The sequence below is a fragment of the Halomonas borealis genome (assembly GCF_004798905.1).
Taxonomy (GTDB): domain Bacteria; phylum Pseudomonadota; class Gammaproteobacteria; order Pseudomonadales; family Halomonadaceae; genus Halomonas; species Halomonas borealis.
The window spans coordinates 37262-63358 of the sequence record NZ_SDMO01000003.1 but is presented as its reverse complement, the minus strand read 5'-3'; the positions used below and the strand labels follow the sequence as shown (position 1 = coordinate 63358).

General features: G+C 67.0%; 24 protein-coding genes. 9 read left to right on the top strand and 15 right to left on the bottom strand.

Going from position 1 to position 26097, the window contains the following annotated elements; translation table 11 throughout:
* Positions 1 to 18 precede the first annotated feature (18 nt).
* The 8 genes from rseP to rpsB all read right to left on the bottom strand — a co-directional run bounded on the left by rseP (position 19) and on the right by rpsB (position 7417).
* Positions 19 to 1383, bottom strand: a complete 1365-nt coding sequence (gene rseP / locus ETC07_RS04585; RefSeq protein WP_136247335.1) for a sigma E protease regulator RseP — start codon at positions 1381 to 1383, stop codon at positions 19 to 21.
* Between the two features lie 32 nt (positions 1384 to 1415).
* A complete protein-coding gene (gene ispC / locus ETC07_RS04580) occupies positions 1416 to 2600 on the bottom strand; it encodes a 1-deoxy-D-xylulose-5-phosphate reductoisomerase (RefSeq protein ID WP_136247334.1) in 1185 nt (394 codons plus the stop codon).
* Positions 2597 to 3403, bottom strand: coding sequence for a phosphatidate cytidylyltransferase (locus ETC07_RS04575; RefSeq protein WP_136247333.1), 807 nt, complete (start codon positions 3401 to 3403; stop codon positions 2597 to 2599). The genes ispC and ETC07_RS04575 overlap by 4 nt, the downstream gene beginning before the upstream one ends.
* Positions 3396 to 4157, bottom strand: a complete 762-nt coding sequence (gene uppS / locus ETC07_RS04570; RefSeq protein ID WP_240724558.1) for a polyprenyl diphosphate synthase — start codon at positions 4155 to 4157, stop codon at positions 3396 to 3398. Before uppS ends, ETC07_RS04575 begins: the two co-directional genes overlap by 8 nt.
* A gap of 66 nt (positions 4158 to 4223) precedes the next feature.
* On the bottom strand, positions 4224 to 4781 hold the full coding sequence (gene frr / locus ETC07_RS04565) for a ribosome recycling factor (protein WP_136247331.1): 558 nt from the start codon (positions 4779 to 4781) through the stop codon (positions 4224 to 4226).
* Between the two features lie 4 nt (positions 4782 to 4785).
* The gene (pyrH, locus tag ETC07_RS04560) at positions 4786 to 5550 is read right to left on the bottom strand and encodes a UMP kinase (RefSeq protein WP_136247330.1); all 765 of its coding nucleotides are present in this window, start codon (positions 5548 to 5550) and stop codon (positions 4786 to 4788) included.
* A 110-nt stretch (positions 5551 to 5660) separates the two neighbouring features.
* Positions 5661 to 6530, bottom strand: coding sequence for a translation elongation factor Ts (tsf, locus tag ETC07_RS04555; protein ID WP_136247329.1), 870 nt, complete (start codon positions 6528 to 6530; stop codon positions 5661 to 5663).
* Positions 6531 to 6676: 146 nt separating this feature from the next.
* Complete coding sequence (gene rpsB / locus ETC07_RS04550; protein WP_136247328.1) at positions 6677 to 7417, bottom strand: 30S ribosomal protein S2; 741 nt, start codon at positions 7415 to 7417, stop codon at positions 6677 to 6679.
* 283 nt (positions 7418 to 7700) lie between these two features.
* Between rpsB and map the strand changes: the two genes are divergently transcribed.
* From map to ETC07_RS04515, 7 genes are all read left to right on the top strand, one after another.
* Complete coding sequence (map, locus tag ETC07_RS04545) at positions 7701 to 8495, top strand: type I methionyl aminopeptidase (RefSeq protein WP_136247327.1); 795 nt, start codon at positions 7701 to 7703, stop codon at positions 8493 to 8495.
* Between the two features lie 10 nt (positions 8496 to 8505).
* Complete coding sequence (locus ETC07_RS04540; protein ID WP_136247326.1) at positions 8506 to 11184, top strand: [protein-PII] uridylyltransferase; 2679 nt, start codon at positions 8506 to 8508, stop codon at positions 11182 to 11184.
* 95 nt (positions 11185 to 11279) lie between these two features.
* Positions 11280 to 12479, top strand: a complete 1200-nt coding sequence (gene dapC / locus ETC07_RS04535; protein WP_136247325.1) for a succinyldiaminopimelate transaminase — start codon at positions 11280 to 11282, stop codon at positions 12477 to 12479.
* A 15-nt stretch (positions 12480 to 12494) separates the two neighbouring features.
* Complete coding sequence (locus ETC07_RS04530; protein ID WP_136247324.1) at positions 12495 to 12833, top strand: arsenate reductase; 339 nt, start codon at positions 12495 to 12497, stop codon at positions 12831 to 12833.
* Between the two features lie 44 nt (positions 12834 to 12877).
* Positions 12878 to 13903 carry a 2,3,4,5-tetrahydropyridine-2,6-dicarboxylate N-succinyltransferase gene (dapD, locus tag ETC07_RS04525; protein ID WP_136247323.1) on the top strand — a complete coding sequence of 342 codons (1026 nt, stop codon included), beginning with the start codon at positions 12878 to 12880 and terminating at the stop codon, positions 13901 to 13903.
* A gap of 51 nt (positions 13904 to 13954) precedes the next feature.
* On the top strand, positions 13955 to 15130 hold the full coding sequence (gene dapE, locus ETC07_RS04520) for a succinyl-diaminopimelate desuccinylase (protein WP_136247322.1): 1176 nt from the start codon (positions 13955 to 13957) through the stop codon (positions 15128 to 15130).
* Positions 15131 to 15137: 7 nt separating this feature from the next.
* On the top strand, positions 15138 to 15524 hold the full coding sequence (locus ETC07_RS04515; protein ID WP_136247321.1) for a hypothetical protein: 387 nt from the start codon (positions 15138 to 15140) through the stop codon (positions 15522 to 15524).
* A gap of 218 nt (positions 15525 to 15742) precedes the next feature.
* On the opposite strand, the gene ETC07_RS15975 is transcribed toward ETC07_RS04515, so the two are convergent.
* Entirely contained in the window at positions 15743 to 16201 is a 459-nt protein-coding gene (locus ETC07_RS15975; RefSeq protein ID WP_276605498.1) for a cold-shock protein, read from the bottom strand.
* A gap of 184 nt (positions 16202 to 16385) precedes the next feature.
* Between ETC07_RS15975 and ETC07_RS04505 the strand changes: the two genes are divergently transcribed.
* Positions 16386 to 16631, top strand: coding sequence for a SlyX family protein (locus ETC07_RS04505; protein ID WP_136247320.1), 246 nt, complete (start codon positions 16386 to 16388; stop codon positions 16629 to 16631).
* Between the two features lie 115 nt (positions 16632 to 16746).
* On the opposite strand, the gene trxB is transcribed toward ETC07_RS04505, so the two are convergent.
* From trxB to ETC07_RS04490, 3 genes are all read right to left on the bottom strand, one after another.
* Complete coding sequence (gene trxB, locus ETC07_RS04500) at positions 16747 to 17697, bottom strand: thioredoxin-disulfide reductase (RefSeq protein ID WP_136247319.1); 951 nt, start codon at positions 17695 to 17697, stop codon at positions 16747 to 16749.
* A gap of 126 nt (positions 17698 to 17823) precedes the next feature.
* A complete protein-coding gene (locus tag ETC07_RS04495; protein ID WP_136247318.1) occupies positions 17824 to 18426 on the bottom strand; it encodes a peroxiredoxin in 603 nt (200 codons plus the stop codon).
* Positions 18427 to 18571: 145 nt separating this feature from the next.
* A complete protein-coding gene (locus ETC07_RS04490; protein ID WP_136247317.1) occupies positions 18572 to 18781 on the bottom strand; it encodes a zinc ribbon domain-containing protein in 210 nt (69 codons plus the stop codon).
* A 178-nt stretch (positions 18782 to 18959) separates the two neighbouring features.
* On the opposite strand from ETC07_RS04490, the gene acnA reads away from it, so the two are divergent.
* Positions 18960 to 21707 carry an aconitate hydratase AcnA gene (gene acnA, locus ETC07_RS04485; protein ID WP_136247316.1) on the top strand — a complete coding sequence of 916 codons (2748 nt, stop codon included), beginning with the start codon at positions 18960 to 18962 and terminating at the stop codon, positions 21705 to 21707.
* A 124-nt stretch (positions 21708 to 21831) separates the two neighbouring features.
* Here acnA and ETC07_RS04480 read toward each other — a convergent pair whose 3' ends face one another.
* The 3 genes from ETC07_RS04480 to ald form a co-directional block, all read right to left on the bottom strand.
* Positions 21832 to 23511: an NAD-dependent malic enzyme gene (locus tag ETC07_RS04480; RefSeq protein ID WP_136247315.1), complete on the bottom strand. Its 1680-nt coding sequence runs from the start codon at positions 23509 to 23511 to the stop codon at positions 21832 to 21834.
* 130 nt (positions 23512 to 23641) lie between these two features.
* Positions 23642 to 24667 carry a tryptophan--tRNA ligase gene (gene trpS / locus ETC07_RS04475; protein WP_136247314.1) on the bottom strand — a complete coding sequence of 342 codons (1026 nt, stop codon included), beginning with the start codon at positions 24665 to 24667 and terminating at the stop codon, positions 23642 to 23644.
* Positions 24668 to 24885: 218 nt separating this feature from the next.
* Positions 24886 to 26001, bottom strand: a complete 1116-nt coding sequence (gene ald / locus ETC07_RS04470) for an alanine dehydrogenase (protein WP_136247313.1) — start codon at positions 25999 to 26001, stop codon at positions 24886 to 24888.
* Positions 26002 to 26097 lie beyond the last annotated feature (96 nt).

The following is a 26097-nucleotide window of genomic DNA, read 5'->3' as shown; positions in this document are numbered from 1 at the left end:
GACAAGCCGCGACGCGGCCTACCACAGCCGCATCAGGTCGAAATACAGCGCCATCAGCATCAGGGTGCCGACCAGCGTCAGTCCGATTCGCAGGCCAACGGCCTGAACACGTTCGGATACCGGCCGCCCGCGCACCGCTTCTACCAAGTAATACAGCAGGTGGCCACCGTCGAGCACCGGGATCGGCAACAGGTTGAGCACCCCCAGGCTGATCGACAGGTAGGCCAGGAAGCCGATGAAGCTCTCCAGCCCGGAACGGGCGGAATCGCCGGCGATCCGGGCGATGGTGATGGGGCCGGAGAGATTGGACGGCGAAATCAGCCCGACCAGCATCTTGCGGATCGAGTCCAACGTCAGCAGCGTCATCTCACCGGTACGCGAGACGGCCTGCCCGACGGCGGCCAGCGGCCCGTAGCGGATCTCGCGACGATATTCCTCGGGCCAGGCGACCGACTCGACGCCGACGCCCACGTGGCCGATGGTGGAACCGTCCTCGAGGGTCTTCGGCCGCGGCGTCAGCGTCAGCGTCAGCGCGCGGAGCTCGCCATCGCGGGCCACGTCCAGCGACAGCGCCTCACCGGGATGACCGCGCACCCGTCGCACGAAGTCGGCCCAGTCCGCCACCGGCTCGCCCTCGATCGCGCGTATCTCATCGCCTACCGCCAGGCCCGCCTCGGCGGCCGGCTCGCCCGACACCACCTGGCCGAGCACCGCCGGCAAGCGCGGGCGCCACGGCGTCACGCCAAGCGTCGCCAGCGGCCGCGGCGGGTCCTGGCGAACCAACCAGTCCTGTACCGGCAGGCTGTGCTCGCGGGCCTGGCTTGCGCCCTCGTCGCGGGCCTTCACCGTCAGCTCGCCACTGGCACCGATGGCCGCCACCAGCTCGAGGTTGATGTCTTCCCAGGAGCGCACGGCCTCGCCCTGCACCGCGGTGATCTCCTGGCCTTCGACCAGGCCGCCGCGGGCGGCGGGGGAATCGGGCGTGACATCGCCGACCACCGGCACCACGGTGCTGGTACCGACCACGAACAGGCACCAATAGGCGACCAGCGCCAACAGGAAGTTGGCCAACGGACCGGCGGCGACGATGGCGATGCGCTGCCAGACGCCCTTGTGATTGAAGGCCAGGTGTCGCTCGGCGTCGGGCACCGGGGTCTCGCGCTCGTCGAGCATCTTGACGTAGCCGCCCAGCGGGATGGCCGCCACGGCGAATTCGGTGCCGTGGCGGTCGACCCGCGACCACAGCGGCTTGCCGAAGCCCACGGAGAAACGCAGCACCTTGACGCCACAGCGTCGGGCGACCCAGAAGTGGCCGAACTCATGGAAGGTGATCAGCAGGCCGAGCACCACGATCACGGCCAACACGTTCTGGATCAGACCCATGGCTGTCTCCGGTAAGATTAACGAAAGAAGCGCTAGCGACGCCCCAACCAGGCCCATGCCTCACGCCTCGCCCGGGCATCGGCGGCGAGAATGCCGTCCAGCTCGTTGGCGGGCTCGAACGGACAGGCCTCGCGCACCCGCGATACCAGCTCGCCGATCTCGGCGAACCCCAGCCGACCATCGAGGAAGGCCTCAACGGCGATCTCGTTGGCGGCATTGAGCACCGCCGGCGCCGTGCCGCCATCCTCCATGGCCTCACGCGCCAAGCGCAGGCAGGGGAAGGCGGACTCATCGGCGGGCTCGAAGTCGAGCCGCGCGACCCGGAAGAGATCCAGCGCCTCCACCCCGGCATCGATGCGCTCCGGCCAGGACAGCCCATAGGCGATCGGGGTGCGCATGTCCGGATTGCCCAGCTGGGCCAGCACCGAGCCGTCGGCATAGGCGGCCATCGAGTGAATCACGCTCTGCGGATGCACGACCACCTGAATCTGCGACGGGTGGGCATCGAACAACCAGCAGGCCTCGATCAGCTCGAGCCCCTTGTTCATCAGCGTGGCGCTGTCCACCGAGATCTTGCGCCCCATCGACCAGTTGGGATGGGCGCAGGCCTGCTCAGGCGTCACGCCGGCCAGCGCCTGCCGTGACCAGCCGCGGAAGGGGCCGCCGGAGGCGGTCAGCAACAGCTGGGTGACGCCGTGGCGGGAGAGCCCACCACGGTGCTCGGCGGGTAGACACTGGTAGATGGCATTGTGTTCGGAATCGATCGGCAACAGGGTCGCGCCGTGGCGTTCCACGGCCTCCATGAACAGCGACCCGGACATCACCAGCGCTTCCTTGTTGGCCAGCAGCACCCGCTTGCCGGCACGCACCGCGGCGAGCGTCGGCAGCAGCCCGGCGGCGCCGACGATGGCCGCCATGACCACATCGACCTCGGGCGCCTCGCTGACCTCGACCAACGCCTCGGGGCCACAGCGCACCTCGGTGGCGAGCCCCGCTTCGCGCAGCCGCTCACGCAGCCAGGCGGCATCGCCCTCGCCTTCGAGCACCGCCAGCGCCGGGGTGTGCGTCCGGCACTGCGCCAACAGCGTCTCGCGCGAACGATGGGCGGTCAGCGCATGGACCCGATAGCGTTCGGGATGACGCGCCAGCACATCCAGGGTGCTGACGCCGATCGATCCGGTGGCCCCCAATACGGTGACGGACGGCGGCAGGCTCATGCGCCGAATCCTCCCGCCTGCAGCAGGGCAAACAGCGGCACGGCGGCGCACAGGCTGTCGATGCGATCGAGCACCCCGCCGTGGCCGGGCAGCAGGCGGCTGGAGTCCTTGAGGCCGCGGTGGCGCTTGAGCATGCTTTCCAGCAGATCACCGACCACCGAGGCCAGGGCCACCACGGCGGTGGCCGCCAGCAGCGCCAGGGTGGCGCCGAATGCCAGCCCTTGCCAGTCGGCGAACACCAACGCCAGAAGCTCGGCCACCACCAGCCCGCCGAACACGCCTTCCCGGGTCTTGCCGGGACTGACACTCGGCGCCAGCTTGCGCCGGCCGAGGGACTTGCCGACGAAGTAGGCGCCGATATCGGCGCCCCACACCAGCAACAGCACGAACAGCAGCCACACGCCGCCGGTCTCGCGCAGCACGTTGAAGCCGACCCAGGTCGGCAGCAGCACCCACAACCCCATGGCCAGGCGCATGCCGCTGGAGTGCCATTGGGCGAGGCGCTCGGGATAGGCGATCACCCAATACAGATTGAGCAGCCAGCCCAGGGCGCCGAGCCACAGCGGCCAGCTCGCCTGGTGCTGGCCGATCAGGCCCAGCAATGCCATCGACAGGCCCAGGCCGATCACCGGCGCCAGGCGGCGGTAGCCGGCCTCTAAGCCGGCCAGGTTGGCCCACTCCCAGGCGGCGAGCAGCACGATGGCCGCGGTGAAGGCAGAAAAGGCGCTCCCCGAGAGCCCGAACAGGCCGGCCAGCGCCAGCGGCGCCAACCAGGCGGCGGTAATGATTCGCTGTTTAAGCACCTTGCTGGGCCTCAACCTGGTCGTCGGTCATGCCGAAGCGGCGTTTGCGGCCGGCGAAATCGTCCAGGGCCTGGTCGAAGGCCTCGGCATCGAAGTCGGGCCACAGCAACGGCGAGAAATAGAGCTCGGCGTAGGCCAGCTGCCAGAGCAGGAAGTTGGAGATGCGCTTCTCGTCGCTGGTACGGATGCACAGGTCCACCGGGGTGGCGAGACTCAGCTCGGCCCCGAGCGACGCCTCGTCGATCGCTTCCGGCGCCAGCGTGCCGTCGGCCACCCGTGCGCCCAGTCGCCGGGCGGCCCGGGCGATGTCCCACTGGCCGCCGTAGTTGGCGGCGATCACCAGATGCAGGCCACGGTTATCGGCGGTCAGCGCCTCGGCCTGCTCGATGTGTTGCTGGATGGCGGACGAGAAGCCGCTCCGGTCGCCGATCACCGAGAGACGGATATCGTGCTGATGCAGCTTCTTGACCTCGCGCTTCAGCGCGATCAAGAACAACTCCATCAACGCGCTGACCTCGATGGCGGGCCGTTTCCAGTTCTCGCTGGAAAACGCGAACAGCGTCAGCGTCTCGACGCCACGCTCGGCGGCGCGACGAATGACCGCGCGCACCGACTCGACCCCGGCATGATGGCCACGCACGCCGGACATGCCGCGCGCCTTGGCCCAGCGGTTGTTGCCGTCCATGATGATGGCGACGTGATGCGGCAGGCGATCCCCGTCGGCACGGGGCTCGGGAGACTGGGATGACGTCATGAGGTCTCGCATGGCGGGTGTGGCGTTCCATGAACGACGGCACCCGTGGGTGCCGTCGGCCCATTCTCAGACCTGCATCAGGTCGTGTTCCTTGGATTCCAGGGCCTTGTCGATCTCGGTGACGGTCTTGTCGGTGAGCTTCTGGACCGCTTCCTCACCCTGGCGCGCCTCGTCTTCGCTGACGTCCTTGTCCTTGAGCAGCGCCTTGATGTCGCCGTTGGCATCGCGACGGACGTTGCGCACCGCCACGCGGGCACTCTCGGCCTCCTGACGCGCCTGCTTGATGTAGCCCTTGCGCGTTTCCTCGGTCAGCATCGGCATCGGCACGCGGATCACGTTGCCCGCGCTCGCCGGGTTCAGGCCCAGCTCGGCGGTCATGATCGCCTTCTCGACCTTGGGCACCATCTGCTGTTCCCAGGGCACCACGGCCAGGGTCCGCGCGTCCTCGATGTTGACCGAGGCCACCTGGTGGATCGGCACCTGTCCGCCGTAGTAATCGACGGTCACCGCCTCCAGGATGCTGGGGTGCGCCCGACCGGTGCGGATCTTCTTGAAGTTGTGCTGAAGAGCATCGAGGCTCTTCTTCATGCGGCTCTGTGCGTCCTTCTGGATCTCGTCAATCACGATATCACCCTCTATCAATCAGCGTGCCTTCCCGGCCGCCTACTACCAGGTTCAGCAGCGCCCCCGGCTTGTTCATGTCGAACACGCGTACCGGCATGTCATGGTCCCGTACCAGGCAGATGGCGGTCAAATCCATGACCCCGAGCTTCTGGTCGATCGCGTCATCGTAGGACAGCTGCTCGTACTTGACCGCATCGGCGTGCTTGACCGGGTCCTTGTCGTAGACCCCGTCAACCTTGGTGGCCTTGACCACCACGTCGGCGTCGATCTCGATGCCGCGCAGGCAGGCGGCGGAATCGGTGGTGAAGAAGGGGTTACCGGTGCCCGCGGAGAACATTACCACGTCGCCGGAGGTCAGGTAGCGAATCGCCGTGCGCCGGTCATAGTGTTCCACCACGCCGCTCATGGGGATCGCCGACATCACCCGCGAACGAATGTTGGAGCGCTCCAGGGCATCCCGCATCGCCAGGGAATTCATCACCGTGGCCAGCATGCCCATGTGGTCGCCGGTCACCCTTTCCATGCCTGCCTCGTGCAACGCGGCACCACGGAACAGGTTGCCACCACCGACCACGATACCGACCTGGACGCCGATGCCGACCAGCTGGCCGATCTCCAGCGCCATGCGATCCAGCACCTTGGGGTCGATGCCGAAGTCGGCATCACCGGTCAGGGCTTCCCCGGACAGCTTGAGCAGGATGCGCTTGTACTTAGAGACCTCGGCACGAGGCTTATCGGTCTTGGTGGAAAGTGGCTCGGCACTGCTCATGGCATGTCTCCCGGAAACTCGAGGAATCTGGATGGCCGGATGGACCGGCCGGATACGCGAAGGCGTGCGCTCTCGCGCACGCCATCTTCATACGGAAACCGGCTCGCGCCTTAGCTACGCTGAGCCTGTTCCATGACTTCCTTGGCGAAGTCGACCTCTTCCTTCTCGATGCCCTCACCCACCTCGAAGCGGGTAAAACCAACGACCTCGCCACCGGCGGCCTTGACGTACTCGGCCACGGTCTGGTTCGGGTCCTTGACGAAGGCCTGCTCGGTCAGACTGTTCTCGGCCAGATACTTCTTCAGGCGGCCCTGAACCATCTTCTCGGCGATCTGCTCCGGCTTGCCGGCCATGTCCGGCTGGGCCAGGATGATCGCCTTCTCGGCGTCCAGCTTGTCCTGCGGCATGTTCTCCGGCAGTGCCACGGCCGGGTTGATGGCGGCCACGTGCATGGCGACATCCTTGGCGGCCTCGGCGGTGCCGCCCGTCAGGGTCATCAGCACGCCGATGCGACCACCGTGGACGTAAGCGCCCACGAGACCACCTTCCGGGGCATCGACGACGACGCTGCGACGCACGCCGATGTTCTCGCCGATCTTCTGCACCAGCTGCTCGCGAGCCGCTTCCAGCTCGCCTTCCATGATGGCGGCGACGTCTTCGCTCTTGGCGGCGAAGAAGGCATCGGCGACACGGCCGGCGAAGGCGGTGAAGTTGTCGTCACGGGCGACGAAATCGGTCTCGGAGTTGATCTCGACCATCACGCCGTAGCTGCCGTCCTCGGCGATACGCGTCACGACGGCGCCTTCGGCGGCGGTGCGATCGGCCTTCTTGGAGGCCTTGAGACCCGAGTTCTTGCGCAGGTTCTCGATGGCGGTTTCGATGTCACCGCCGGCCTCGGTGAGGGCCTTCTTGCACTCCATCATGCCGAGCCCGGTGCGCTCGCGCAGTTCCTTGACCTGGGAGGCGCTGATAGCTGCCATGGTAGTGTCCTCTGAATGGTTCGACCTGGAATGTGAAAGCCGGGCCGTGGCCCGGCGCGTCCATCACCCGCCCCGGGGCGCGGCCCTAGGGCCGCGCCTGGCGGCGACCGACGCGAACGCCGGCCGCCACCCGAGCGGGCCGACGATCACTCGGCGGCGGCGTCGCTGGCGTTGTCTTCGGTGACCTCGACGAACTCGTCGGGACGACCTTCCTTCGCACGACCGCAGGCGTCGGCGATGGCCTTGACGTAGATCTGGATGGCGCGGATGGAGTCATCGTTGCCCGGGATCACGTAGTCGACGCCGTCCGGGTTGGAGTTGGTATCCACCACACCGATGACCGGGATGCCCAGCTTGTTCGCCTCGTTGATGGCGATGCGCTCGTGGTCGACGTCGATCACGAACAGCGCGTCGGGCAGGCCGCCCATGTCCTTGATACCACCGATGGACCGCTCGAGCTTCTCTTCCTCGCGGGTCGCCACCAGGACTTCCTTCTTGGTCAGCTTCTCGAAGGTACCATCTTCGTGCATGGTTTCGAGTTCGCGCAGACGCTTGATGGAGACGCGGATGGTCTTGAAGTTGGTCAGCATGCCGCCGAGCCAGCGGTGGTTGACGTAGGACTGACCGGCGCGCTTGGCCTCTTCCTTGACGATCTTGCTGGCGCTGCGCTTGGTGCCCACGAACAGGATCTTGTTGTTCGCGGCGGCCATCTTCTCGACCACGCCGATGGCCTCGTTCAGGGCCGGGAGGGTATGCTCGAGGTTGATGATGTGGATCTTGTTACGAGCACCGAAGATGAACTTGCTCATCTTCGGGTTCCAGTAACGGGTCTGGTGACCGAAGTGGGCGCCTGCTTTCAGCAGATCACGCATGTTGACGTGTGCCATGGATGACTCCTGGTAAATCGGGTTAGGCCTCCACGCACCCCATGGATCCGACCGACGGACGCGCCGACGGCACCCGGGACCATGTGCCGGTGCGTGTGTGTTTTCAAGGCATTGCATTGATATATTCGCGCCCTGCTCACACCGAAGGGCCGCGAGCGGCACCGAAGGATCGGCGATTGCAGGAAAGCGCGCAGCTTTATACCATGGATCACTCTCAAGATGAAGTCGCCCGAGGCCCTCGCGCCTCCACCCCCGGCGACACCACCCCTGATTTCGAGATTCCATGAACGTACCCATCAAGACGCCCGACGAGATCGAGAAGATGCGCGAAGCGGGTCGCCAGGCCGCCAGCGTGCTCGAGATGATCGCCCCCTACGTCGAGGCCGGCGTCAGCACCGGCGAGATCGATCGGCGCTGCCACGACTACATCGTCGACCAGCTCGGCTCCACGCCTGCCCCGCTCAACTATCACGGCTTCCCCAAGTCCGTGTGTACCTCGATCAATCACGTGGTCTGCCATGGCATCCCCGACGACGGCAAGAAGCTGAAGAAGGGCGACATCATGAATCTGGATATCACGGTCAAGACCACCGACGGTTATCACGGCGACTCCAGCGTGATGTTCATCGTCGGCGAAAGCATCCAGGGCGGCCGCCTGTGTCGCGTCACTCAGGAATGCCTCTACAAGAGCATCGCCCTGGTCCGCCCCGGCGCGCGTCTCTCCGAGCTGGCACGCGTCATCCAGCAGCACGCCGAGGCCAACGGCTACTCCGTGGTGCGCGACTTCTGCGGCCACGGCATCGGCGCCGGCTTCCACGAGGAGCCGCAGGTGCTGCACTACGACGGCTATGCCCCGGAGGCGGATATCGCCCTCGAGGAAGGCATGTGCTTCACCATCGAGCCGATGATCAACATCGGCGACCGCCGCACCCGAGTGCTGCGCGATGGCTGGACCGCGGTCACCAAGGACAAGGGCCTCACCGCCCAGTGGGAGCACACCCTGCTGGTCACCGCGACCGGCGTGGAAGTGATGACCGCGCGCAGCGACGAAGACCTCTCCTTCCTCGCCGCCCACTGAGTCGGCCGCCATGCTGCTGCACCACTACGCCTTCGCGCCCGACGAGAGCCTGTTCGACGTCGAGGCGTTCCAGACCGAGCTGACCGGCAGCCGGTCACCGATCGCTCCCTTCAAGGCCGCGCTGGCCGAGATCCAGGCTCGCCTGGACACACGCTTCCATGCCGGCGACGACATCCGCGACCTGGTGTATAGCCGCGCCTGGTGCCTGGACCGCCTGCTGGAGCTCGCCTGGCAGCAGCATGACTGGCCCGCGGGCATCGCCCTGCTCGCCGTGGGCGGCTACGGCCGTGGCGAGCTTCACCCCCGCTCGGACATCGACCTGCTGCTGCTGCTCGAGCACGACGACGACGAACCCTTCCGCGAACCGCTGACCGACTTCATCACCCTGCTGTGGGACATCGGCCTGGAGATCGGCCACAGCGTGCGCTCGCTCGGCGACTGCGAGCGCGAGGCCGCCGCCGACGTCACGGTGATCACCAACCTGCTCGAATCACGCACCCTGGCCGGCCCCGAGCGGCTGCGCGAGGCGATGCAGGCGCGCCTGGCCACCGACCGACTGTGGCCGGCGGACCGCTTCTTCGAGGCCAAGTGGCAGGAACAGATCGCCCGCCACTACCGCTTCAACAACTCCGAGTACCACCTGGAGCCCAACATCAAGAGCTCGCCCGGCGGGCTGCGCGACATCCAGATGATCGGCTGGGTCGCCAAGCGACACTTCGCCACCGAGCGCTACGAGGACATGGTCGCCATCGGCTTCATGAACGACGCCGAGCTGCGCATCCTCAGCCAGGGCCAGGCCTTCCTGTGGCAGGTACGCTACGCCCTGCACATGCTCACCGGGCGCGCCGAGGATCGCCTGCTGTTCGACCACCAGGCCACCATCGCCGAGCTGTTCGGTTACCGCGACACCCCCGAGCGCCTCGCCGTCGAACAGTTCATGAAGCGCTATTATCGCCACGTCACCACCCTGGCCGGGCTCAACGACATGCTGCTGCAGCACTTCGACGAGGCCATCCTGCGCGACGACGAGACGCTCGAGACGGTGCCGCTCAACGCCCGCTTCGAGATCACCGGCGGCTACATCCAGGCGCGTACGCGAACGGTGTTCCGCGAGGCGCCCTCGGCGTTGCTCGAACTGTTCCTGCTGATGGCCGAACACCCCGAGATCGAGGGCGTGCGCGCCGACACCATCCGACTGATCCGCGATCACCGCCACCTGATCGACGACCGCTACCGCGAGGACCCGCGCCATCAGCGGCTGTTCATGGCCCTGCTGCGCTCCAGCGGCAACGTCGCCCGCCAGCTGCGACGCATGAACCGCTACGGCGTGCTCGGCAAGTACCTGCCGGTCTTCGGCCAGGCCGTGGGGTTGATGCAGCACGACCTCTTCCACATCTACACCGTGGACGCCCACACCCTGCGCCTGCTCAAGTGCATCCACGGCTTCCGCAAGGCGGATGCCCGCGAGGCCTATCCGGTGGCGGCCACCCTGGTCCCGCAGCTGCCCAAGCTGGAGCTGTTGTGGATCGCCGGGCTGTTCCATGACATCGGCAAGGGCCGCGGCGGTGACCACTCGCTGATCGGCGCCCGGGACGTGGAGGCCTTCGCCGCCCTGCACCGGCTGTCCGGCCGCGACACCCGGCTGGTGGCCTGGCTGGTGGAGCACCACCTGCTGATGTCGATGGTCGCCCAGAAACGCGACATCAGCGATCCCGAGGTGATCAGCGAATTCGCCCGCACGGTGGGCGACGAGACCCGCCTCGATTACCTCTATGTGCTGACCGTCGCCGACATCACCGCCACCAACCCCACGCTGTGGAACGGCTGGCGGGCCTCGCTGCTGCACCAGCTGCATGCCGAGACCAAGCGCGCCCTGCGCCGTGGCCTCGAGAACCCGCTGGAACGCGATGACTCGGTCCGCGAGACCCGCGACGAGGCGCACTCTCTGCTGGCCACGGTGGGCGCCGACATGCCCCGCGTCGACCGGCTGTGGGAATCGCTGGGCGAGGACTATTTCCTGCAGTATGCCCCCAGCGAGATCGCCTGGCAGACCCAGGGCATCCTCGCCCACCACGCCAGCGAGCTGCCGCTGGTGATGCTCAGCGCGCCCACCGACGACATGGCCGAGGGCGGCACCAAGGTGTTCATCCATACCCGCTCGGTGGACGACCTGTTCGCCGCCACCTCGGCGGCCATGGAACAGCTCGGGCTATCGATTCACGACGCCCGCATCGCCACCTCCAGCAACGACTGGACACTCAACACCTTCATCGTCCTCGACGACCTTAACCGCGCGATCCGCGAGCCGGCGCGTCTGCACGAGATCCACCATCATCTGGTCGAGGAGCTCGATGACCCGGACGATTACCCGCAGATCGTCACCCGTCACACGCCGCGCCAGCTCAAGCACTTCCGGGTGCCCACCAAGGTCACCATCGAACAGGACACGGCGGGCGGGCGCACCCTGCTGGAACTCACCGCACCGGACCGCCCTGGCTTGCTGGCACGAGTCGGGCGCATCTTCATGGAGCAAGGCATCGCCCTCTCGGCGGCCAAGATCGCCACCCTCGGCGAACGCGTCGAGGACGTGTTCTTCATCACCGACAAGAGCGGCAATCCCATCACCGACCCCGAGCGCCAGCAATGCCTGCGCGAACGACTGATCGAGATGCTCGACGTCAGTGGCTGAGCGCCTCGTTTGAGCCCCCTGCGGGGGTTCCCTATAATCGGCGTCTTGCCATGTGACATCATAACGACGCCGACCACGGCTGCGACTGGACACTCATGAACCCTGACCTCGATGCCCTCCAGCCCTACCCCTTCGAGAGGCTCGCCGCCCTCAAGGCCGGCGTGACGCCTCCCGAAGGGTTGGTCCATATCCCGCTGACCATCGGCGAGCCGCGCCACCCGCCGTATGCCGGCGCCCTGGAGGCGATCGCGACCCACCTCGACGGCCTGGCCCACTACCCGACCACCATCGGGGCCGCCGAGCTACGCGGCGCCATCGCCGACTGGGCCCGGCGGCGCTTCGCCCTGGCGGGGCTCGACGCCGAGCACCAGGTGCTGCCGGTCAACGGTACCCGGGAGGCGCTCTTCGCCTTCGTCCAGACCGCACTGGACCGCACCCGGCCGGCGCGGGTGGCGGTGCCCAACCCCTTCTACCAGATCTATGAAGGCGCCGCCCTGCTGGCCGGCGGCACGCCGCTGTATCTCGACTGTCGCGCCGAACACGGCTTTCGTCCCGACCTCGACGCGGTGCCGGCCGACACCTGGCGCGACGTGCAGATCGTCTTCACCTGCTCGCCGGGCAATCCCACCGGGGCGGTGACGCCGCTCGCCGAGCTCAAGAAGCTGATCGCACTGGCCGACGAGTTCGACTTCATCGTCGCCGCCGACGAATGCTACTCGGAGCTCTACCTCGACGAGGCCGCCCCGCCCGCGGGGCTGCTGCAGGCCTGCGCCGAGCTCGGCCGTCACGACTATCGGCGCTGCCTGGTGTTCCACTCGCTGTCCAAGCGCTCCAATCTGCCGGGGCTGCGCTCGGGCTTCGTGGCCGGCGACGCCACGCTGATCACGGCCTTCCGTCGCTACCGCACCTATCACGGCTGCACCATGCCACCGCCGCTGCAGCATGCCTCGATCGCCGCCTGGCGGGACGAGGCCCACGTGCGCGCCAACCGCGATGCCTATCGGGAGAAATTCGCCGCGGTGACCGAGATCCTCGCCCCGGTGATGGATTTTCCCGCCCCCGAGGCCAGCTTCTACCTGTGGCCGGCGGTGCCCGGCGGCGACGACGCGGCCTTCGCCCGCTCACTGTTCGCCGAGCAGCACGTCGGCGTGCTACCCGGCAGCTACATGGGTCGGCCCGGCGTCGACGGCACGAACCCCGGCACCGGCCGCATCCGCCTGGCGCTGGTCGACGAGCGAGAGGCCACCACCGAGGCCGCCCGTCGCCTGCGGCGCCATGTCGAACGCCACGCCTGATCAGGAGAGAACACCATGATGACGCTGTTCGGCATCAAGAACTGCGACACCTGCCGCCGCGCGCGCAAGTCCCTGGAAACCCAGGGGCAGCCCTTCCAGTTCCACGACCTGCGCGAAGACGGCCTGTCTGCCGTACTGCTCGAGCACCTTCTCGAACGGGTGCCGGTGCTGACCCTGCTCAACAAGCGCAGCACCACCTGGCGTCAACTGCCCGACGACGACAAGACGGACATCGACGCCAACCAGGCCCGCGCCCTGATGCTGGCCCACCCCACCCTGCTCAAGCGCCCGCTGCTCGACACCGGCGATGACATCCTCGTCGGATACCGCGACGGCGACTACGACGACCTCTAGGCGGGCCACGGCCCGATCCTTCCCCTGATGCGAGATGACACCTCATGCAAAGCTTTGCACTCGGAATCGGCACCCAGAACACCCAGGGCAACTGGCTGGAAATCTACTATCCGGCGCCGCTGCTGAACCCCGACGACGCCCTGATCGAGGCCGCCGCCAGGGTGCTCGACGCCCCCGCCGGCAATGCCGCGATCAGCTTCTTGCCCGAACAATGCAACGAACTCGCCGAGGCCCTGAAGGCCGCCGGTCACGCCGATCAGGCCGAGCTCGCCGAGGCCCTGGCGACCAGCCGGCGCCCGCTGGTGGCGACCTTCATCCGCGAGGACGCCCCGCCGCAGAGCGCCCCCGAGGTCTATCTCAAGCTGCACCTGCTGTCGCATCGTCTAGTCAAGCCCCACGGCACCGACCTGACCGGCATGTTCGGCCTGCTGCGGAACATCGCCTGGTCCAGCGAGGGCCCGATCGACATCGAGGAACTGCCGAGCCGCCGCCTCAAGGCCCGCCTCGAAGGCCGGACCCTGTCGGTGGACTGCGTCGACAAGTTCCCCAAGATGACCGATTACGTGGTGCCGGCCGGCGTGCGCATCGGCGACACCGCCCGGGTGCGCCTGGGCGCCTACCTCGGCGAAGGCGCCACCGTGATGCACGAGGGCTTCGTCAACTTCAACGCCGGCGCCGAGGGCCCGGGCATGATCGAGGGCCGCATCTCCGCCGGCGTGATGGTCGGCAAGGGCTCCGACCTGGGCGGCGGCTGCTCCACCATGGGCACCCTGTCCGGCGGAGGCAACATCGTGATCAAGGTCGGCGAAGGTTGCCTGATCGGCGCCAACGCCGGCATCGGCATCCCGCTCGGCGACCGCTGCACCGTGGAGGCCGGCCTCTACCTCACCGCCGGCGCCAAGGTTGCCGTGCTCGACGATCAGGGCCAGCAAGCCCAGGTCGTGGCGGCCCGCGAACTGGCCGGCCAGGACGACCTGCTACTGCGCCGTAATTCCCAGAACGGCCGCATCGAGTGCTTGACCAACAAGAGCGCCATCGCGCTCAACGACGCCCTGCACGCCCACAACTGAGCCCTGCCCCGGCGCCTTCGGGCGCCGGGGTTCGGCCCGCCGGAATCCCGCATGACCTCGACCCTCTCCGATGCCTCGCTATCCCCGACCCTCGACCTCGCCATGGCGCTGATGCGCCGCCCTTCCGTGACCCCCGACGACCTGGGCTGCCAGGACCTGATGATCGACCGCCTGGAGGCCCTCGGCTTCACCGTCGAGCGCCTGCCGTTCGGCGACGTCGAGAACTTCTGGGCGGTGCGCGGCCACCATGGCCCGGTGCTGGCCTTCGCCGGCCACACCGATGTGGTGCCCAGCGGCCCCGACATACACTGGCAGTATCCGCCCTTCGAGCCGCGCATCGATGATGACGGCATGCTGTGCGGTCGCGGTGCCGCCGACATGAAGGGTAGCCTGGCCGCCATGCTCACCGCCGTGGAGCGCTTCGTGACGGCCCATCCCGATCATTCGGGGCGCCTGGCCTTCCTGATCACCTCCGACGAGGAAGGCCCGGCGGTGGACGGCACTCGCGCCGTGGTCGAGCACCTGCGCGAGGCCCACGAGCGCCTCGACTACTGCATCGTCGGCGAGCCCTCCTCGACCGAACGGCTCGGCGATGTGATCAAGAACGGCCGCCGCGGCTCACTGGGCGGCGTGCTGCACGTCAGGGGCGTGCAGGGCCATGTGGCCTATCCGCACATGGCGCGCAACCCGATCCATGAGGCCGCCCCGGCACTCGACGCCCTGGTACACGAACACTGGGACGGCGGCAGCGATTCCTTCCCGGCAACCAGCTTCCAGATCTCCAACATCCGCTCGGGCACCGGCGCCACCAACGTCATCCCCGGCGAGGTGGAGGTGGTGTTCAACTTCCGCTATTCCACCGCCCTGACCCACGAGACGCTGCGCGAGCGCACCGAGGCGATCCTCGCCGACCATGGCCTGGACTTCCATATCGACTGGACCCTCAACGGCGAGCCCTTCCTGACCGCGGAAGGCGAGCTGGTGGACGCCGCGGTCGACGGCGTCGAGGACGTGATGGGCCACCGCCCCACGCTGTCCACGGCCGGCGGCACCTCCGATGGCCGCTTCATCGCCACCCTGGGCAGCCAGGTCGTCGAACTCGGCCCGCGCAACGACACCATCCACAAGGTCAACGAACGGGTCCGTGCCGACGACCTCGACGACCTCAGCCGCGTCTACGAAGCGATCATGACGCGGCTGTTCGCCGACGGCACATCACGCCCCTGAGGACACCATGGAACGCTATCCCGACATCGAGATCTACCTGGCCCGTATCGAGCCCGAGGCCCTGAACGCCTGGCTCGGCGACGCCATCGACGCCGCGCCCATGGCCTCGGCCGGCAAGCATCGCTGGCGCACCCAAGGCCGCCACGGCGGGGCCGAGATTCCGGTGCTGCTGATCGAAAAGGCCGCCGATGGCTTCGCCAGCCTATGGCTGGACAGCGGCGAATCGCCCTGGCCCACCGACGCCGAGTTCGCCCGCGCCGCCGCGGGGCGGCTCGGCTGCGAGGTGCGCTGCTCACTGGGGGGCTGGCAGCCCGGCGACGCCCCCGACCATTTCCTGCAGGTGCTGCCGGACGGCGGTGAGGCCACCATCGACTGGCCCGACTCGGGGCAGTGACCCGAAACGACAACGCCCCGCGAAGGCGGGGCGTTGTCGTCTAGACAGGAACGGGGAAAACTGTGCCGAGCGAAGATCAGGGCTAAGCCCGTTCCCTACGGGCTATCGCATTTCCCACTTCCGTGTGGGTCACCAGCGGAAGGTCGCCGAGAGAGCGGAGTTTACTTCAGTATCTCGAGACGACCTTCCAACGCCATATGATCGAGCGCAGGCCAGTTTCAGGTGATGACGGTGACGTCGTCGGCCTGCAACCCCCGTTCATTGCGTGACACGTGATACTTCACCTTCTGGCCCTCGGCCAGGGTACGGTGCCCGCGACCGCGAATGGCACGGAAATGGACGAAGACATCCTCGCCACTGTCGCGGGTGATGAAGCCATAACCCTTGTTGACGTTGAACCATTTGACCTCGCCGATCTCCCGACCGTCGTCCTCGACCTCGGCGATGTTGGACAGCTGGGGCGTCAAGGCGTTGATCACCAGGGTGGCCATCAGCAACAACAGCAAGACCGCCAGGGCCGCGGCGACATAGACCACCGTCAGGCCGCCGACCTCGGCGAACAGACCACGCGACAGCTCGCCCCCGGCCAGCTGGACGAACAAGGCGATCAGCAACGGCGCCGGCGCGGCCAGCAGCAGGCTGACGATACTGCAACGAAACACGACCTTTCGATTCATAAACCTCGGATGCTCTCTTGTCGTAGGAAACGGATGTAATGAGATCGGGGCACCAAACGGCCATGCGGCCGCCCCCGACCCGGCAGCCCTCGACCAGCCGAACGCCGCGGCGAAACACGGCGTTCGGACAGGGCCAAGGCGAGCCGCGACATGACGAGCATAGACACGGCATAAGGAGTCTATCATGCACGATACAGACACGCCCTCCGACCAGGCCGCACGGCTCGAGGCCCTGGAGAGCCGACTGGCCTACCAGGAGCACTGGCTGGATACCCTGGACCAGGCGGTGGCCACCCAGGAGAAGCGCCTGATGAAGCTCGAGCGGCTCAACGAGCTGATGCAGCACAAGCTGAGGGAGCAACGCCAGGCATTGCAGGAGGCCGACACGACGGCACCCCGCCCGGACGACGAGGTGCCACCACACTATTGACCGCTGCCAGCTACCAGGCGCCAGGTTGGATCGGCGACGACACCGGGGACCCTGTCACGCCTTCCCCCCCCTGGAGCCTTTCCTCGCCTCCCGAGCCTTGTACCTTGCCGCTGGTTTATAGCTCGTCGAGATAACGCTCGGCATCCAGGGCCGCCATGCAGCCGGTGCCGGCGGAGGTCACCGCCTGGCGATAGACATGGTCCATCACATCGCCGGAGGCGAACACCCCGGGCACGCTGGTCGCGGTGGCATTACCGGCGAGGCCGGACTGCACCTTGATGTAGCCGCCGGCCATGTCCAGCTGGCCCTCGAAGATGCCGGTGTTGGGGCTGTGGCCGATGGCGATGAACACCCCCGGCGCACCGAGCTCTCGGGTGCTGCCGTCCTCGGTGGACTTGAGCCGCGCGCCGGTGACGCCGCTGTTGTCACCCAGCACCTCGTCGAGGGTATGGTTCCACACCAGCTCGACGTTGCCGTTTTCGGCCTTCTCGAACAGCTTGTCCTGGAGGATCTTCTCGGCGCGCAGGCTATCGCGGCGATGCACCAGGGTGACCTTCGAGGCGATGTTGGAGAGATACAGCGCCTCCTCCACGGCGGTGTTGCCGCCGCCGACCACCACAACCTCCTGGTTACGGTAGAAGAAGCCATCGCAGGTGGCGCAGGCCGAGACGCCCTGGCCCATGAACTTCTGCTCGGATTCCAGCCCCAGATAGCGGGCGCTGGCGCCGGTGGCGATGATCAGCGCATCACAGGTGTAGGTGCCGTTGTCGCCCTTCAGGGTATAGGGCTTGCCGCGCAGCTCGACCTCATGGATATGGTCGAACAACACCTCGGTATCGAAGCGCTCGGCGTGACGCTTCATGCGCTCCATCAGCTCGGGGCCCTGCACACCGGCCTCGTCGCCCGGCCAGTTGTCCACGTCGGTGGTGGTCGTCAGCTGGCCGCCTGCCTGAATGCCGGTGATCAGCAGCGGCTTCAAGTTGGCGCGAGCCGCATAGACGGCGGCGGTGTAGCCGGCGGGGCCGGAACCGAGGATGATCAGGCGTTCGTGACGCGCGTCGCTCATGGGGAAACCTCGCAATACTCGAAGGGGCAACAGGCTTGGCGATAGCGACGAGCCGTCGGCATCGCCAAGGCCGCTGTAAAGACACGAAGGGCGGCCCGCAGGCCGCCCCGATGGGAACACGCAGGCTTAGAGGGCGCCGGCGTGGTTGCCCAGGTAGCTGGCGACACCCTCGGCGGTGTCCTTCATGCCTTCCTGGCCTTCATCCCAGCCGGCCGGGCAGACTTCACCGTTCTTCTGGTGGAACTGCAGGGCCTTGACCATGCGCAGCATCTCGTCGACGTTGCGGCCCAGCGGCAGGTTGTTGACCACCTGGTGCTGGACATCGCCGTTCTCGTCGATCAGGAAGGAGCCGCGCATGGCGACGCCGGCTTCCGGGTGCTCGATGCCGTAGGCCTGGGTGATCTCGTGCTTGACGTCGGCCACGATCGGGAAACCGACTTCACCGATGCCGCCCTTCTCCGGCGAGGTCAGGCGCCAGGCGTGGTGAGTGAACTGGGAATCGATGGACACACCGATCACCTCGACACCGAGCTCCTTGAACTGGGCCAGACGGTTGTCGTGGGCGATGATCTCGGACGGGCACACGAAGGTGAAGTCCAGCGGCCAGAAGAACAGCACGCGCAGCTTGCCGTTGCTGTCGGACAGCTTGAAGTTCTCGACGATGTCGCCGTTGCCCAGCACGGCCGCGGCTTCGAAATCCGGGGCTTGACGTCCAACCAGTACGCTCATGCGAATCTCCTTGCAATCGTAGGTGACACTCAGGGTGAGTGGTGCGGGATGCCTACGCTAAATCAGGCATCCTCGCCGTACCACTGAAGCGAGTCAATGGCACGGATAGTCAAAATCGATGGTGGTGCCGGAGAGGCTCGTCGGCTCACAGCACCTCGTCGTCGCGCCCCAAGGCGAGCGACTCGAGCTCGCCGCTGACGAGCGACACCTCGATGCGCAGCTGAATCGGCGCGCAGCATTGCGGGCAGTCCTCCCAGGTCGCGTGGCTCCCCTGCGAGACATCGATCAACAGCTCGAACCCCGCATCGCAGTAAGGGCAGCGCACCGCCTGGCTGTCCAGCGCTTCCTCGTGCATGAATACCTACCTCCCCGGCCTGGGTCGCTGCCAAGATATATGGGGACCACCGCCGTCATTTCAAGGGTCGCGACGCCGTTGCCGGCGCGGTGGTTGAAAAGGCCTTCTATCATGACCATGTAAGTACAGGACAGGACCAGGATGGTTCGATCATTTCTCCCGTGACAGGAGGCCCACCATGAGCACCCCATCCCTACCGGAGACCCTGCAGACCCTCGAGGCCGCCGGCACCACCTACCATTACCATAGCCTGCCCAAGGCGGCCGAGGCGCTGGGCAACATCGACCGCTTGCCGATGACGCTGAAGACCCTGCTGGAGAACCAGCTACGCTTCGCCGACCAGGAAGGCATCGATCGCGAGGACATTCAGGCCCTGGTCGACTGGCAGAAGACCGCCTCGTCCGATCACGAGATCGGCTACCGCCCGGCCCGCGTACTGATGCAGGACTTCACCGGCGTGCCCGGGGTGGTCGACCTGGCCTCCATGCGCGCCGCCGTGAAATCCCTCGGCGAGGACCCCGCACGCATCAATCCGTTGTCACCGGTGGACCTGGTGATCGACCACTCGGTGATGGTCGACCACTTCGGCGACCCCAGCGCCTTCAAGGACAACGTCGCCATCGAGATGGAGCGCAACCGCGAACGCTACGAGTTCCTGCGCTGGGGCCAGCAAGCCTTCGACAACTTCCGCGTGGTACCGCCGGGCACCGGCATCTGCCACCAGGTCAACCTCGAGTACCTGGGCAAGACGGTATGGACCAAGGAACAGGACGGCAAAACCTTCGCCTATCCCGACACCCTGGTCGGCACCGACTCCCACACCACCATGATCAACGGCCTGGGCGTGCTCGGCTGGGGCGTCGGTGGCATCGAGGCCGAGGCGGCCATGCTCGGTCAGCCGGTGTCGATGCTGATTCCCGAGGTGGTGGGCTTCAAGCTCACCGGCAAGCTGCGTGAAGGCATCACCGCCACCGACCTGGTGCTGACGGTGACCCAGATGCTGCGCGAGCGCGGCGTGGTGGGTAAGTTCGTCGAGTTCTACGGCGATGGCCTCAAGGACTTGCCGCTGGCCGACCGCGCCACCATCGCCAACATGGCCCCCGAATACGGCGCCACCTGCGGCTTCTTCCCGGTCGACGACGAGACCCTGACCTACATGCGCCTGACCGGCCGCGACGACGAGCAGGTCGCCCTGGTCGAGGCCTACAGCAAGGCCCAGGGCCTGTGGCGCGAACCCGGCGCCGAGCCGATCTTCAGCGATTCGCTGACCCTCGACATGCACGAGGTCGAGGCCAGCCTGGCCGGGCCCAAGCGGCCCCAGGACCGCGTCACCCTCGCGGACATGCCGAAGGCCTTCGCCAAGGTGATGGAGGACGACGGCAAGGCGACGCTGTCCTCCGAAGAAAAGGGCCGCCTGTTCTCCGAGGGTGGCCAGACCGCGGTCGGCGTCGAGGAGAGCTACGAACACCACGACAGCCAGCAGGTCGACCTCGAGGGCGAGGCCTTCCGCCTCGACCCCGGCGCGGTGGCGATCGCCGCCATCACCTCCTGCACCAACACCTCCAACCCCAGCGTGATGATGGCCGCCGGGTTGCTGGCCCGTAATGCCCGGGCCCGCGGGCTCGGCACCAAGCCCTGGGTCAAGACCTCACTGGCCCCCGGCTCCAAGGTGGTCACCGATTACCTGGCCGCCGGCGGCGTGCAGGACGACCTGAACGCGCTGGGCTTCAACCTGGTCGGCTACGGCTGCACCACCTGCATCGGCAACTCCGGCCCGCTGCCCGAGCCCATCGAGCAGGCGATCACCGACGGCGACCTGACCGTAGCCTCGGTGCTGTCCGGCAACCGTAACTTCGAGGGCCGCGTCCACCCGCTGGTCAAGACCAACTGGCTGGCCTCGCCGCCCCTGGTGGTGGCCTACGCGCTGGCCGGCAACGTGCGCAAGGACCTCGCCCGCGAGCCGCTGGGCAACGACGAGCAAGGCCAGCCGGTCTATCTACAAGACATCTGGCCGTCCCAGGCCGAGATCGCCGAGGCCGTAGAGCAGGTGCGTACCGAGATGTATCGCAAGGAGTACGCCGAGGTGTTCGAGGGCGACGAGGTCTGGCAGGCCATCGACGTCCCCGAGAGCCAGGTCTATCAGTGGAGCGAGGCGTCCACCTACATCCAGCATCCGCCGTTCTTCGAGGGCATGGGGCGCGAGCCCGCCGCCACCGAGGATGTGGAACGCGCCCACGTGCTGGCCATGCTCGGCGACTCGGTGACCACCGACCACATCTCGCCGGCCGGCGCCATCAAGCCCGACAGCCCGGCGGGTCGCTATCTGCAGGACCACGGCGTCAAGCCGGTGGACTTCAACTCCTACGGCTCGCGGCGCGGCAACCACGAGATCATGATGCGCGGCACCTTCGCCAACGTACGCATCAGAAACGAGATGCTCGACGGAGTGGTCGGCGGCGAGACCCGCCATGTGCCCACCGGCCGGCAGATGGCCATCTATGACGCGGCCATGCAATACCAGCAGGAAGGCACCCCGCTGGTGGTCATCGCCGGCAAGGAATACGGCACCGGCTCCTCACGCGACTGGGCCGCCAAGGGTACCCGGCTGCTCGGCGTACGCGCGGTGCTGGCCGAGTCCTTCGAGCGTATCCACCGCTCCAACCTGATCGGCATGGGCGTGGTGCCGCTGCAGTTCCCCGAGGGCGAGACCCGCCAGACCCTGGGCCTGAGCGGCGACGAACGCGTCTCCATCCAGGGCCTCGATGAACTCACCCCGGGCGGCAAGGTCGCGGTGACCATCGAGGGCGACCAGGGCAAGCAGACGCTCGAGGCGCTGTGCCGCATCGATACCGCCAACGAGCTGGAGTACTACCGCCACGGCGGCATCCTGCACTACGTGCTGCGCAAGATGATCGGCTCGGCCTGATCGCCGACCGCTCCCGCGCAGCAAAACGCCCCCGCCGGCTCAGCCGGCGGGGGCGTTCTGATTCATGGCCTGCCATCAGGCCGCGAGCGCTGCGCGCAGGGCGCCGCCAGGAATCGGCGCCGCCTTAGAAGGAGCGACGACGGTAGGCGCGATACTCCGGCGTCCAGAAGTGACGCTCGATGGCATCGCGCAGGGTCTGCTCATCGGACTTGAGCGCCACCCCCTCACGTTGGGCCTCGACACCCACCTCGAAGGCGATCGCCTTGGACAGCTCGCGGATATCGGCGAGCGCCGGCAGCACCGCACCCTGGCCAGTCTTGGCCACCGGCGCCGCATCGGCCAGCGCCCGGGAGGCGGCCATCAGCATGGCATCGGTGATGCGATTGGCGCCGGAAGCGACCACCCCGAGGCCGATGCCCGGGAAGATGTAGGCGTTGTTGCACTGGGCGATCGGGTAGGAGCGGCCCGCGTGCTCCACCGGCGGGAAGGGGCTGCCGGTGGCGACCATCGCCTGGCCGTCGGTCCAGCGGATCACGTCTTCGGGCACCGCCTCGGCGCGGGAGGTCGGGTTGGACAGCGGCATCACCAACGGCGAGGCACAGCCCGCGTGCATGGTGCGGATCACCTCCTCGGTGAAGATGCCTTGCTGACCGCTGACGCCGAGCATCACCGTTGGCTTGACCCGCCGGACCACCTCCAACAGTGCCTGGCCGTCCCACTCGGCGACCAGCGCCGGGGCCTGCGCCAGGCGGCGCTGGAAGTCGCGCAGCCAGTCCTGATTCTCGGTCACCAGCCCCTCGCGGTCGACCATGTAGATGCGCCGACGCGCCTCGCGCTCGGAGAGCCCTTCGGCCTGCATGGCCACCACGATCTGCTCGGCGATGCCGCAGCCGGCCGAACCGGCGCCGACGACCGCCACGCGCTGGTCGCCGACGCCCTCGCCACGCGCCTTGCAGGCGGCCATCAGGGTGCCCACGCAGACCGAAGCGGTGCCTTGGATGTCGTCGTTGAAGCAGCACAGCTCGTCGCGATAACGGTGAAGCAGCGGCAGGGCGTTGGTCTGGGCGAAGTCTTCGAACTGCAGCAGCACGCTCGGCCAGCGGCGCTTCACGGCGGAGATGAACTCGGCCATGAAGGCGTCATACTCCTCCTGGGAGATCCGCGGATGATGCCAGCCCATGTACATGGGATCGTCGAGCAGGGTCTGGTTATTGGTGCCCACGTCGAGCTGGATCGGCAGCGTGTAGGCCGGGCTGATGCCGCCACAGGCGGTATACAGCGACAGCTTGCCGATGGGGATCCCCATGCCGCCGATGCCCTGGTCGCCAAGCCCGAGGATACGCTCGCCGTCGGTGACCACGATCACCTTCACCCGGTCCTTGGTGGCGCTGCGCAGGATGTCGTCTATGCGGCCGCGATCGGTGTAGGAGATGAACAGCCCACGGTGATTGCGGTAGATGTTGGAGAACTCTTCGCAGGCCTGCCCCACCGTCGGGGTATAGATGATCGGCAGCATCTCCTCGAGATGCTCGGAGACCAGACGGAAGTAGAGGGTCTCGTTGTCGTCCTGGATGGCACGCAGGTAGATGTGGCGATCCAGGTCGGTCTGGCACTGGCGATACTGGCGATAGGCCCGCTCGGCCTGCTCCTCGATCGTCTCGACGTTCTGCGGCAACAGGCCGATCAGGTTGAACTCGAAGCGCTCCTCGCGGGTGAAGGCGCTACCCTTGTTGAGCAGGGGCATCTCGAGCAGAGGCGGCCCGGCGTAGGGCACATAGAGGGGACGCTTGGCTTCGCTGGTCATCAAGTTCTCTCTTTCCATGTCGGGGTGCGGGCCGTGGCGCTCTGCGGCGCCTTGGCCGGTACTCTATCACAGCGGCGCCCCCGACCAAGGTCGGAGGCGCCGCCGCCAATCTCAACACCTGAAACCGGGGTTAGACGAAGCGCCCCAGCCCGACCGCCTCGCGCAGGCGATCCATGACGGGAGCGGCCTCGGCGCGGGCTCGCTCGGCCCCCTGGCGCAGCACCTGCTCGATGTGGCCGGGGTCTTCCAGCAACGCCTGGTAACGCTCGCGGGGCTCGCTCAGTTGCGCGTTCAGCTGCTCGAAGAGCCGGTTCTTGGCCTCGCCCCAGCCGATGCCATTCGCATACTCGACACGCATGGCCGCGGCGTCCTCGACGCTGGCGAAGGCCGAGTAGATCTGGAACAGGGTGCAGGTGTCCGGATCCTTGGGCTCGCCGGGCTCCAACGAGTTGGTCTTGATCTTGCGCACCAGCTTGAGCAGCTTCTTCTCGGAGACGAACAGCGGGATGGTGTTCTCGTAGCTCTTGGACATCTTGCGACCGTCCAGGCCGTTGAGCACCTGGACCCGCTCGTCGACGACCGCGTCGGGCTGGGAGAAGTACTGGCCCTTGAAGAGATGATTGAAGCGACCGCCCATGTCACGCGCCATCTCGATATGCTGGACCTGGTCGCGCCCCACCGGCACCTTGTCGGCATTGAACATCAGGATGTCCGCCGCCATCAGCACCGGGTAGCCGAACAGCCCCATGGTGATACCGCGATCCGGGTCCGGGCTGCCGGTTTCCTCGTTCTCCGCCACCGCCGCCTTGTAGGCATGGGCGCGGTTCATCAAGCCCTTCGAGCAGACGCAGGACAGCATCCAGTTCAGCTCGGCGATCTCGGGGATGTCCGACTGGCGATAGAAGATGGCGTTGTCGGTATCGAGCCCCAGTGCCAGCCAGGTGGCGGCGATCTCCAGACGCGACTGCTGGACCCGCTTGGGGTCCTGGCACTTGATCAGGGCATGCAGGTCAGCGAGGAAATAGTAGGACTGGACGCTGGGGTCCTGGCTCGCCGTGATGGCAGGCTTGATGGCCCCGACGTAGTTGCCGAGGTGAGGGGTGCCGGTGGTGGTGATTCCCGTCAACACACGGGTCTTGTCGGACGATGCGCTCATGAAGGCGGAACTCTGCTGACTCTCGAATGCCCGCCATGGTAACGCGGCGCCCCGGCCAAGGCGACCGACTCGAGCGCGAAGGGCGAGAGGCGAGAGGCGAGAGGCGAGAGGCGAGAGGCGAGAGGCGAGAGGCGAGAGGCGAGAGGCGAGAGGAGCAGGATCGACGCCGCGCCGACCCTACCCTATCACTCATCCTAATAAACGACCGGCCACGGGCATCAACCGATCAGCCCGCCGGCCTCCACGTACTCGAGCCCGAAGGCCTCGGCCACGGCCCGGTAGGTCAGCTGGCCATCATGGACGTTGAGCCCCGCGGCGAAGTGGCCATCGTCGGCCAGCGCCTGCTGCCAGCCCTTGTCGGCCAGGGCGACGACGAACGGCAGGGTGGCGTTGGTCAACGCCTGAGTGGAGGTCCGCGCCACCGCTCCCGGCATGTTGGCCACGCAGTAATGCACCACGCCGTCGACCACATAGGTCGGCTCGGCATGGGTCGTCGGCTTGCTGGTCTCGAAGCAGCCACCCTGATCGATGGCCACGTCCACCAACACGCTGCCCGGCTTCATGTCGGCCAGCATGGCACGGGTGATCAGCTTGGGCGCGGCGGCCCCGGGCACCAGCACGGCACCGATGATCAGGTCGGACTCGCGCACCGCCTCGTCCAGGGCGTCGGCGGTGGAGAAGACGGTCTTCATGCGACCCTGATAGCGGTCATCGAGGGTCTCCAGGCGCGGGATGGACTTGTCCAGCACCGTCACCTCGGCGCCCAGCCCCAGCGCCATGCGCGCGGCATTCTCGCCGACCACGCCGCCCCCGATCACGGTCACCTTGGCCGGTGCCACGCCGGGTACGCCGGGCAGCAGCACGCCGGCCCCGCCCTGAGCCTTTTCCAGGCTGTGGGCACCGGCCTGTACCGCCATGCGGCCGGCCACGGTGCTCATCGGCGCCAGCAGCGGCAGCCCGCCCTCGGCGGCGGTGATGGTCTCGTAGGCGACACAGGTCGCGCCGCTGGCCATCAGCCCGCGGGTCAGCGCTTCCTCGGCGGCCAGGTGCAGGTAGGTGAACAACGTCTGCCCACGGGAGAGGCGTGCGACCTCCTCGGGCTGCGGCTCCTTGACCTTGAGGATCAACTCGGCCTCGGCCCAGACCCGAGCCACCTCGGACTCGAGGCGCGCACCGGCGGCCTCGTAATCGGCGTCGCTGAAGCCCGCTCCTTCGCCGGCACTCGCCTGGACGACGACCGCATGGCCGCGCCCGACCAGCTCGCGGGCACCGCTGGGGGTCAGGGCGACACGGTATTCATGGTTCTTGATTTCTTTCGGGACGGCGATCTGCATGACGACTCTCCCATCGTTTCATAGCACAGCATTTTTATCGTCAACTACAGTGAAGCACAGTATTTTTTTGCCAATAAAGCCCTTGAGAAAAAACGG

Excerpts from the sequence above, each read along its gene's own strand:
- uppS (WP_240724558.1), bottom strand. The coding sequence starts at position 4,157 with ATGACGTCATCCCAGTCTCCCGAGCCCCGTGCCGACGGGGATCGCCTG.
- dapE (WP_136247322.1), top strand. The coding sequence starts at position 13,955 with ATGACCTCGACCCTCTCCGATGCCTCGCTATCCCCGACCCTCGACCTC.
- ald (WP_136247313.1), bottom strand. The coding sequence starts at position 26,001 with ATGCAGATCGCCGTCCCGAAAGAAATCAAGAACCATGAATACCGTGTC.
- pyrH (WP_136247330.1), bottom strand. The coding sequence starts at position 5,550 with ATGAGCAGTGCCGAGCCACTTTCCACCAAGACCGATAAGCCTCGTGCC.
- rpsB (WP_136247328.1), bottom strand. The coding sequence starts at position 7,417 with ATGGCACACGTCAACATGCGTGATCTGCTGAAAGCAGGCGCCCACTTC.
- ETC07_RS04515 (WP_136247321.1), top strand. The coding sequence starts at position 15,138 with ATGGAACGCTATCCCGACATCGAGATCTACCTGGCCCGTATCGAGCCC.
- ETC07_RS04540 (WP_136247326.1), top strand. The coding sequence starts at position 8,506 with ATGCTGCTGCACCACTACGCCTTCGCGCCCGACGAGAGCCTGTTCGAC.
- trpS (WP_136247314.1), bottom strand. The coding sequence starts at position 24,667 with ATGAGCGCATCGTCCGACAAGACCCGTGTGTTGACGGGAATCACCACC.
- ETC07_RS04495 (WP_136247318.1), bottom strand. The coding sequence starts at position 18,426 with ATGAGCGTACTGGTTGGACGTCAAGCCCCGGATTTCGAAGCCGCGGCC.
- ETC07_RS15975 (WP_276605498.1), bottom strand. The coding sequence starts at position 16,201 with ATGAATCGAAAGGTCGTGTTTCGTTGCAGTATCGTCAGCCTGCTGCTG.
- ETC07_RS04490 (WP_136247317.1), bottom strand. The coding sequence starts at position 18,781 with ATGCACGAGGAAGCGCTGGACAGCCAGGCGGTGCGCTGCCCTTACTGC.
- map (WP_136247327.1), top strand. The coding sequence starts at position 7,701 with ATGAACGTACCCATCAAGACGCCCGACGAGATCGAGAAGATGCGCGAA.
- ETC07_RS04530 (WP_136247324.1), top strand. The coding sequence starts at position 12,495 with ATGATGACGCTGTTCGGCATCAAGAACTGCGACACCTGCCGCCGCGCG.
- acnA (WP_136247316.1), top strand. The coding sequence starts at position 18,960 with ATGAGCACCCCATCCCTACCGGAGACCCTGCAGACCCTCGAGGCCGCC.
- ETC07_RS04480 (WP_136247315.1), bottom strand. The coding sequence starts at position 23,511 with ATGACCAGCGAAGCCAAGCGTCCCCTCTATGTGCCCTACGCCGGGCCG.
- tsf (WP_136247329.1), bottom strand. The coding sequence starts at position 6,530 with ATGGCAGCTATCAGCGCCTCCCAGGTCAAGGAACTGCGCGAGCGCACC.
- ispC (WP_136247334.1), bottom strand. The coding sequence starts at position 2,600 with ATGAGCCTGCCGCCGTCCGTCACCGTATTGGGGGCCACCGGATCGATC.
- trxB (WP_136247319.1), bottom strand. The coding sequence starts at position 17,697 with ATGAGCGACGCGCGTCACGAACGCCTGATCATCCTCGGTTCCGGCCCC.
- rseP (WP_136247335.1), bottom strand. The coding sequence starts at position 1,383 with ATGGGTCTGATCCAGAACGTGTTGGCCGTGATCGTGGTGCTCGGCCTG.
- ETC07_RS04505 (WP_136247320.1), top strand. The coding sequence starts at position 16,386 with ATGCACGATACAGACACGCCCTCCGACCAGGCCGCACGGCTCGAGGCC.
- dapD (WP_136247323.1), top strand. The coding sequence starts at position 12,878 with ATGCAAAGCTTTGCACTCGGAATCGGCACCCAGAACACCCAGGGCAAC.
- dapC (WP_136247325.1), top strand. The coding sequence starts at position 11,280 with ATGAACCCTGACCTCGATGCCCTCCAGCCCTACCCCTTCGAGAGGCTC.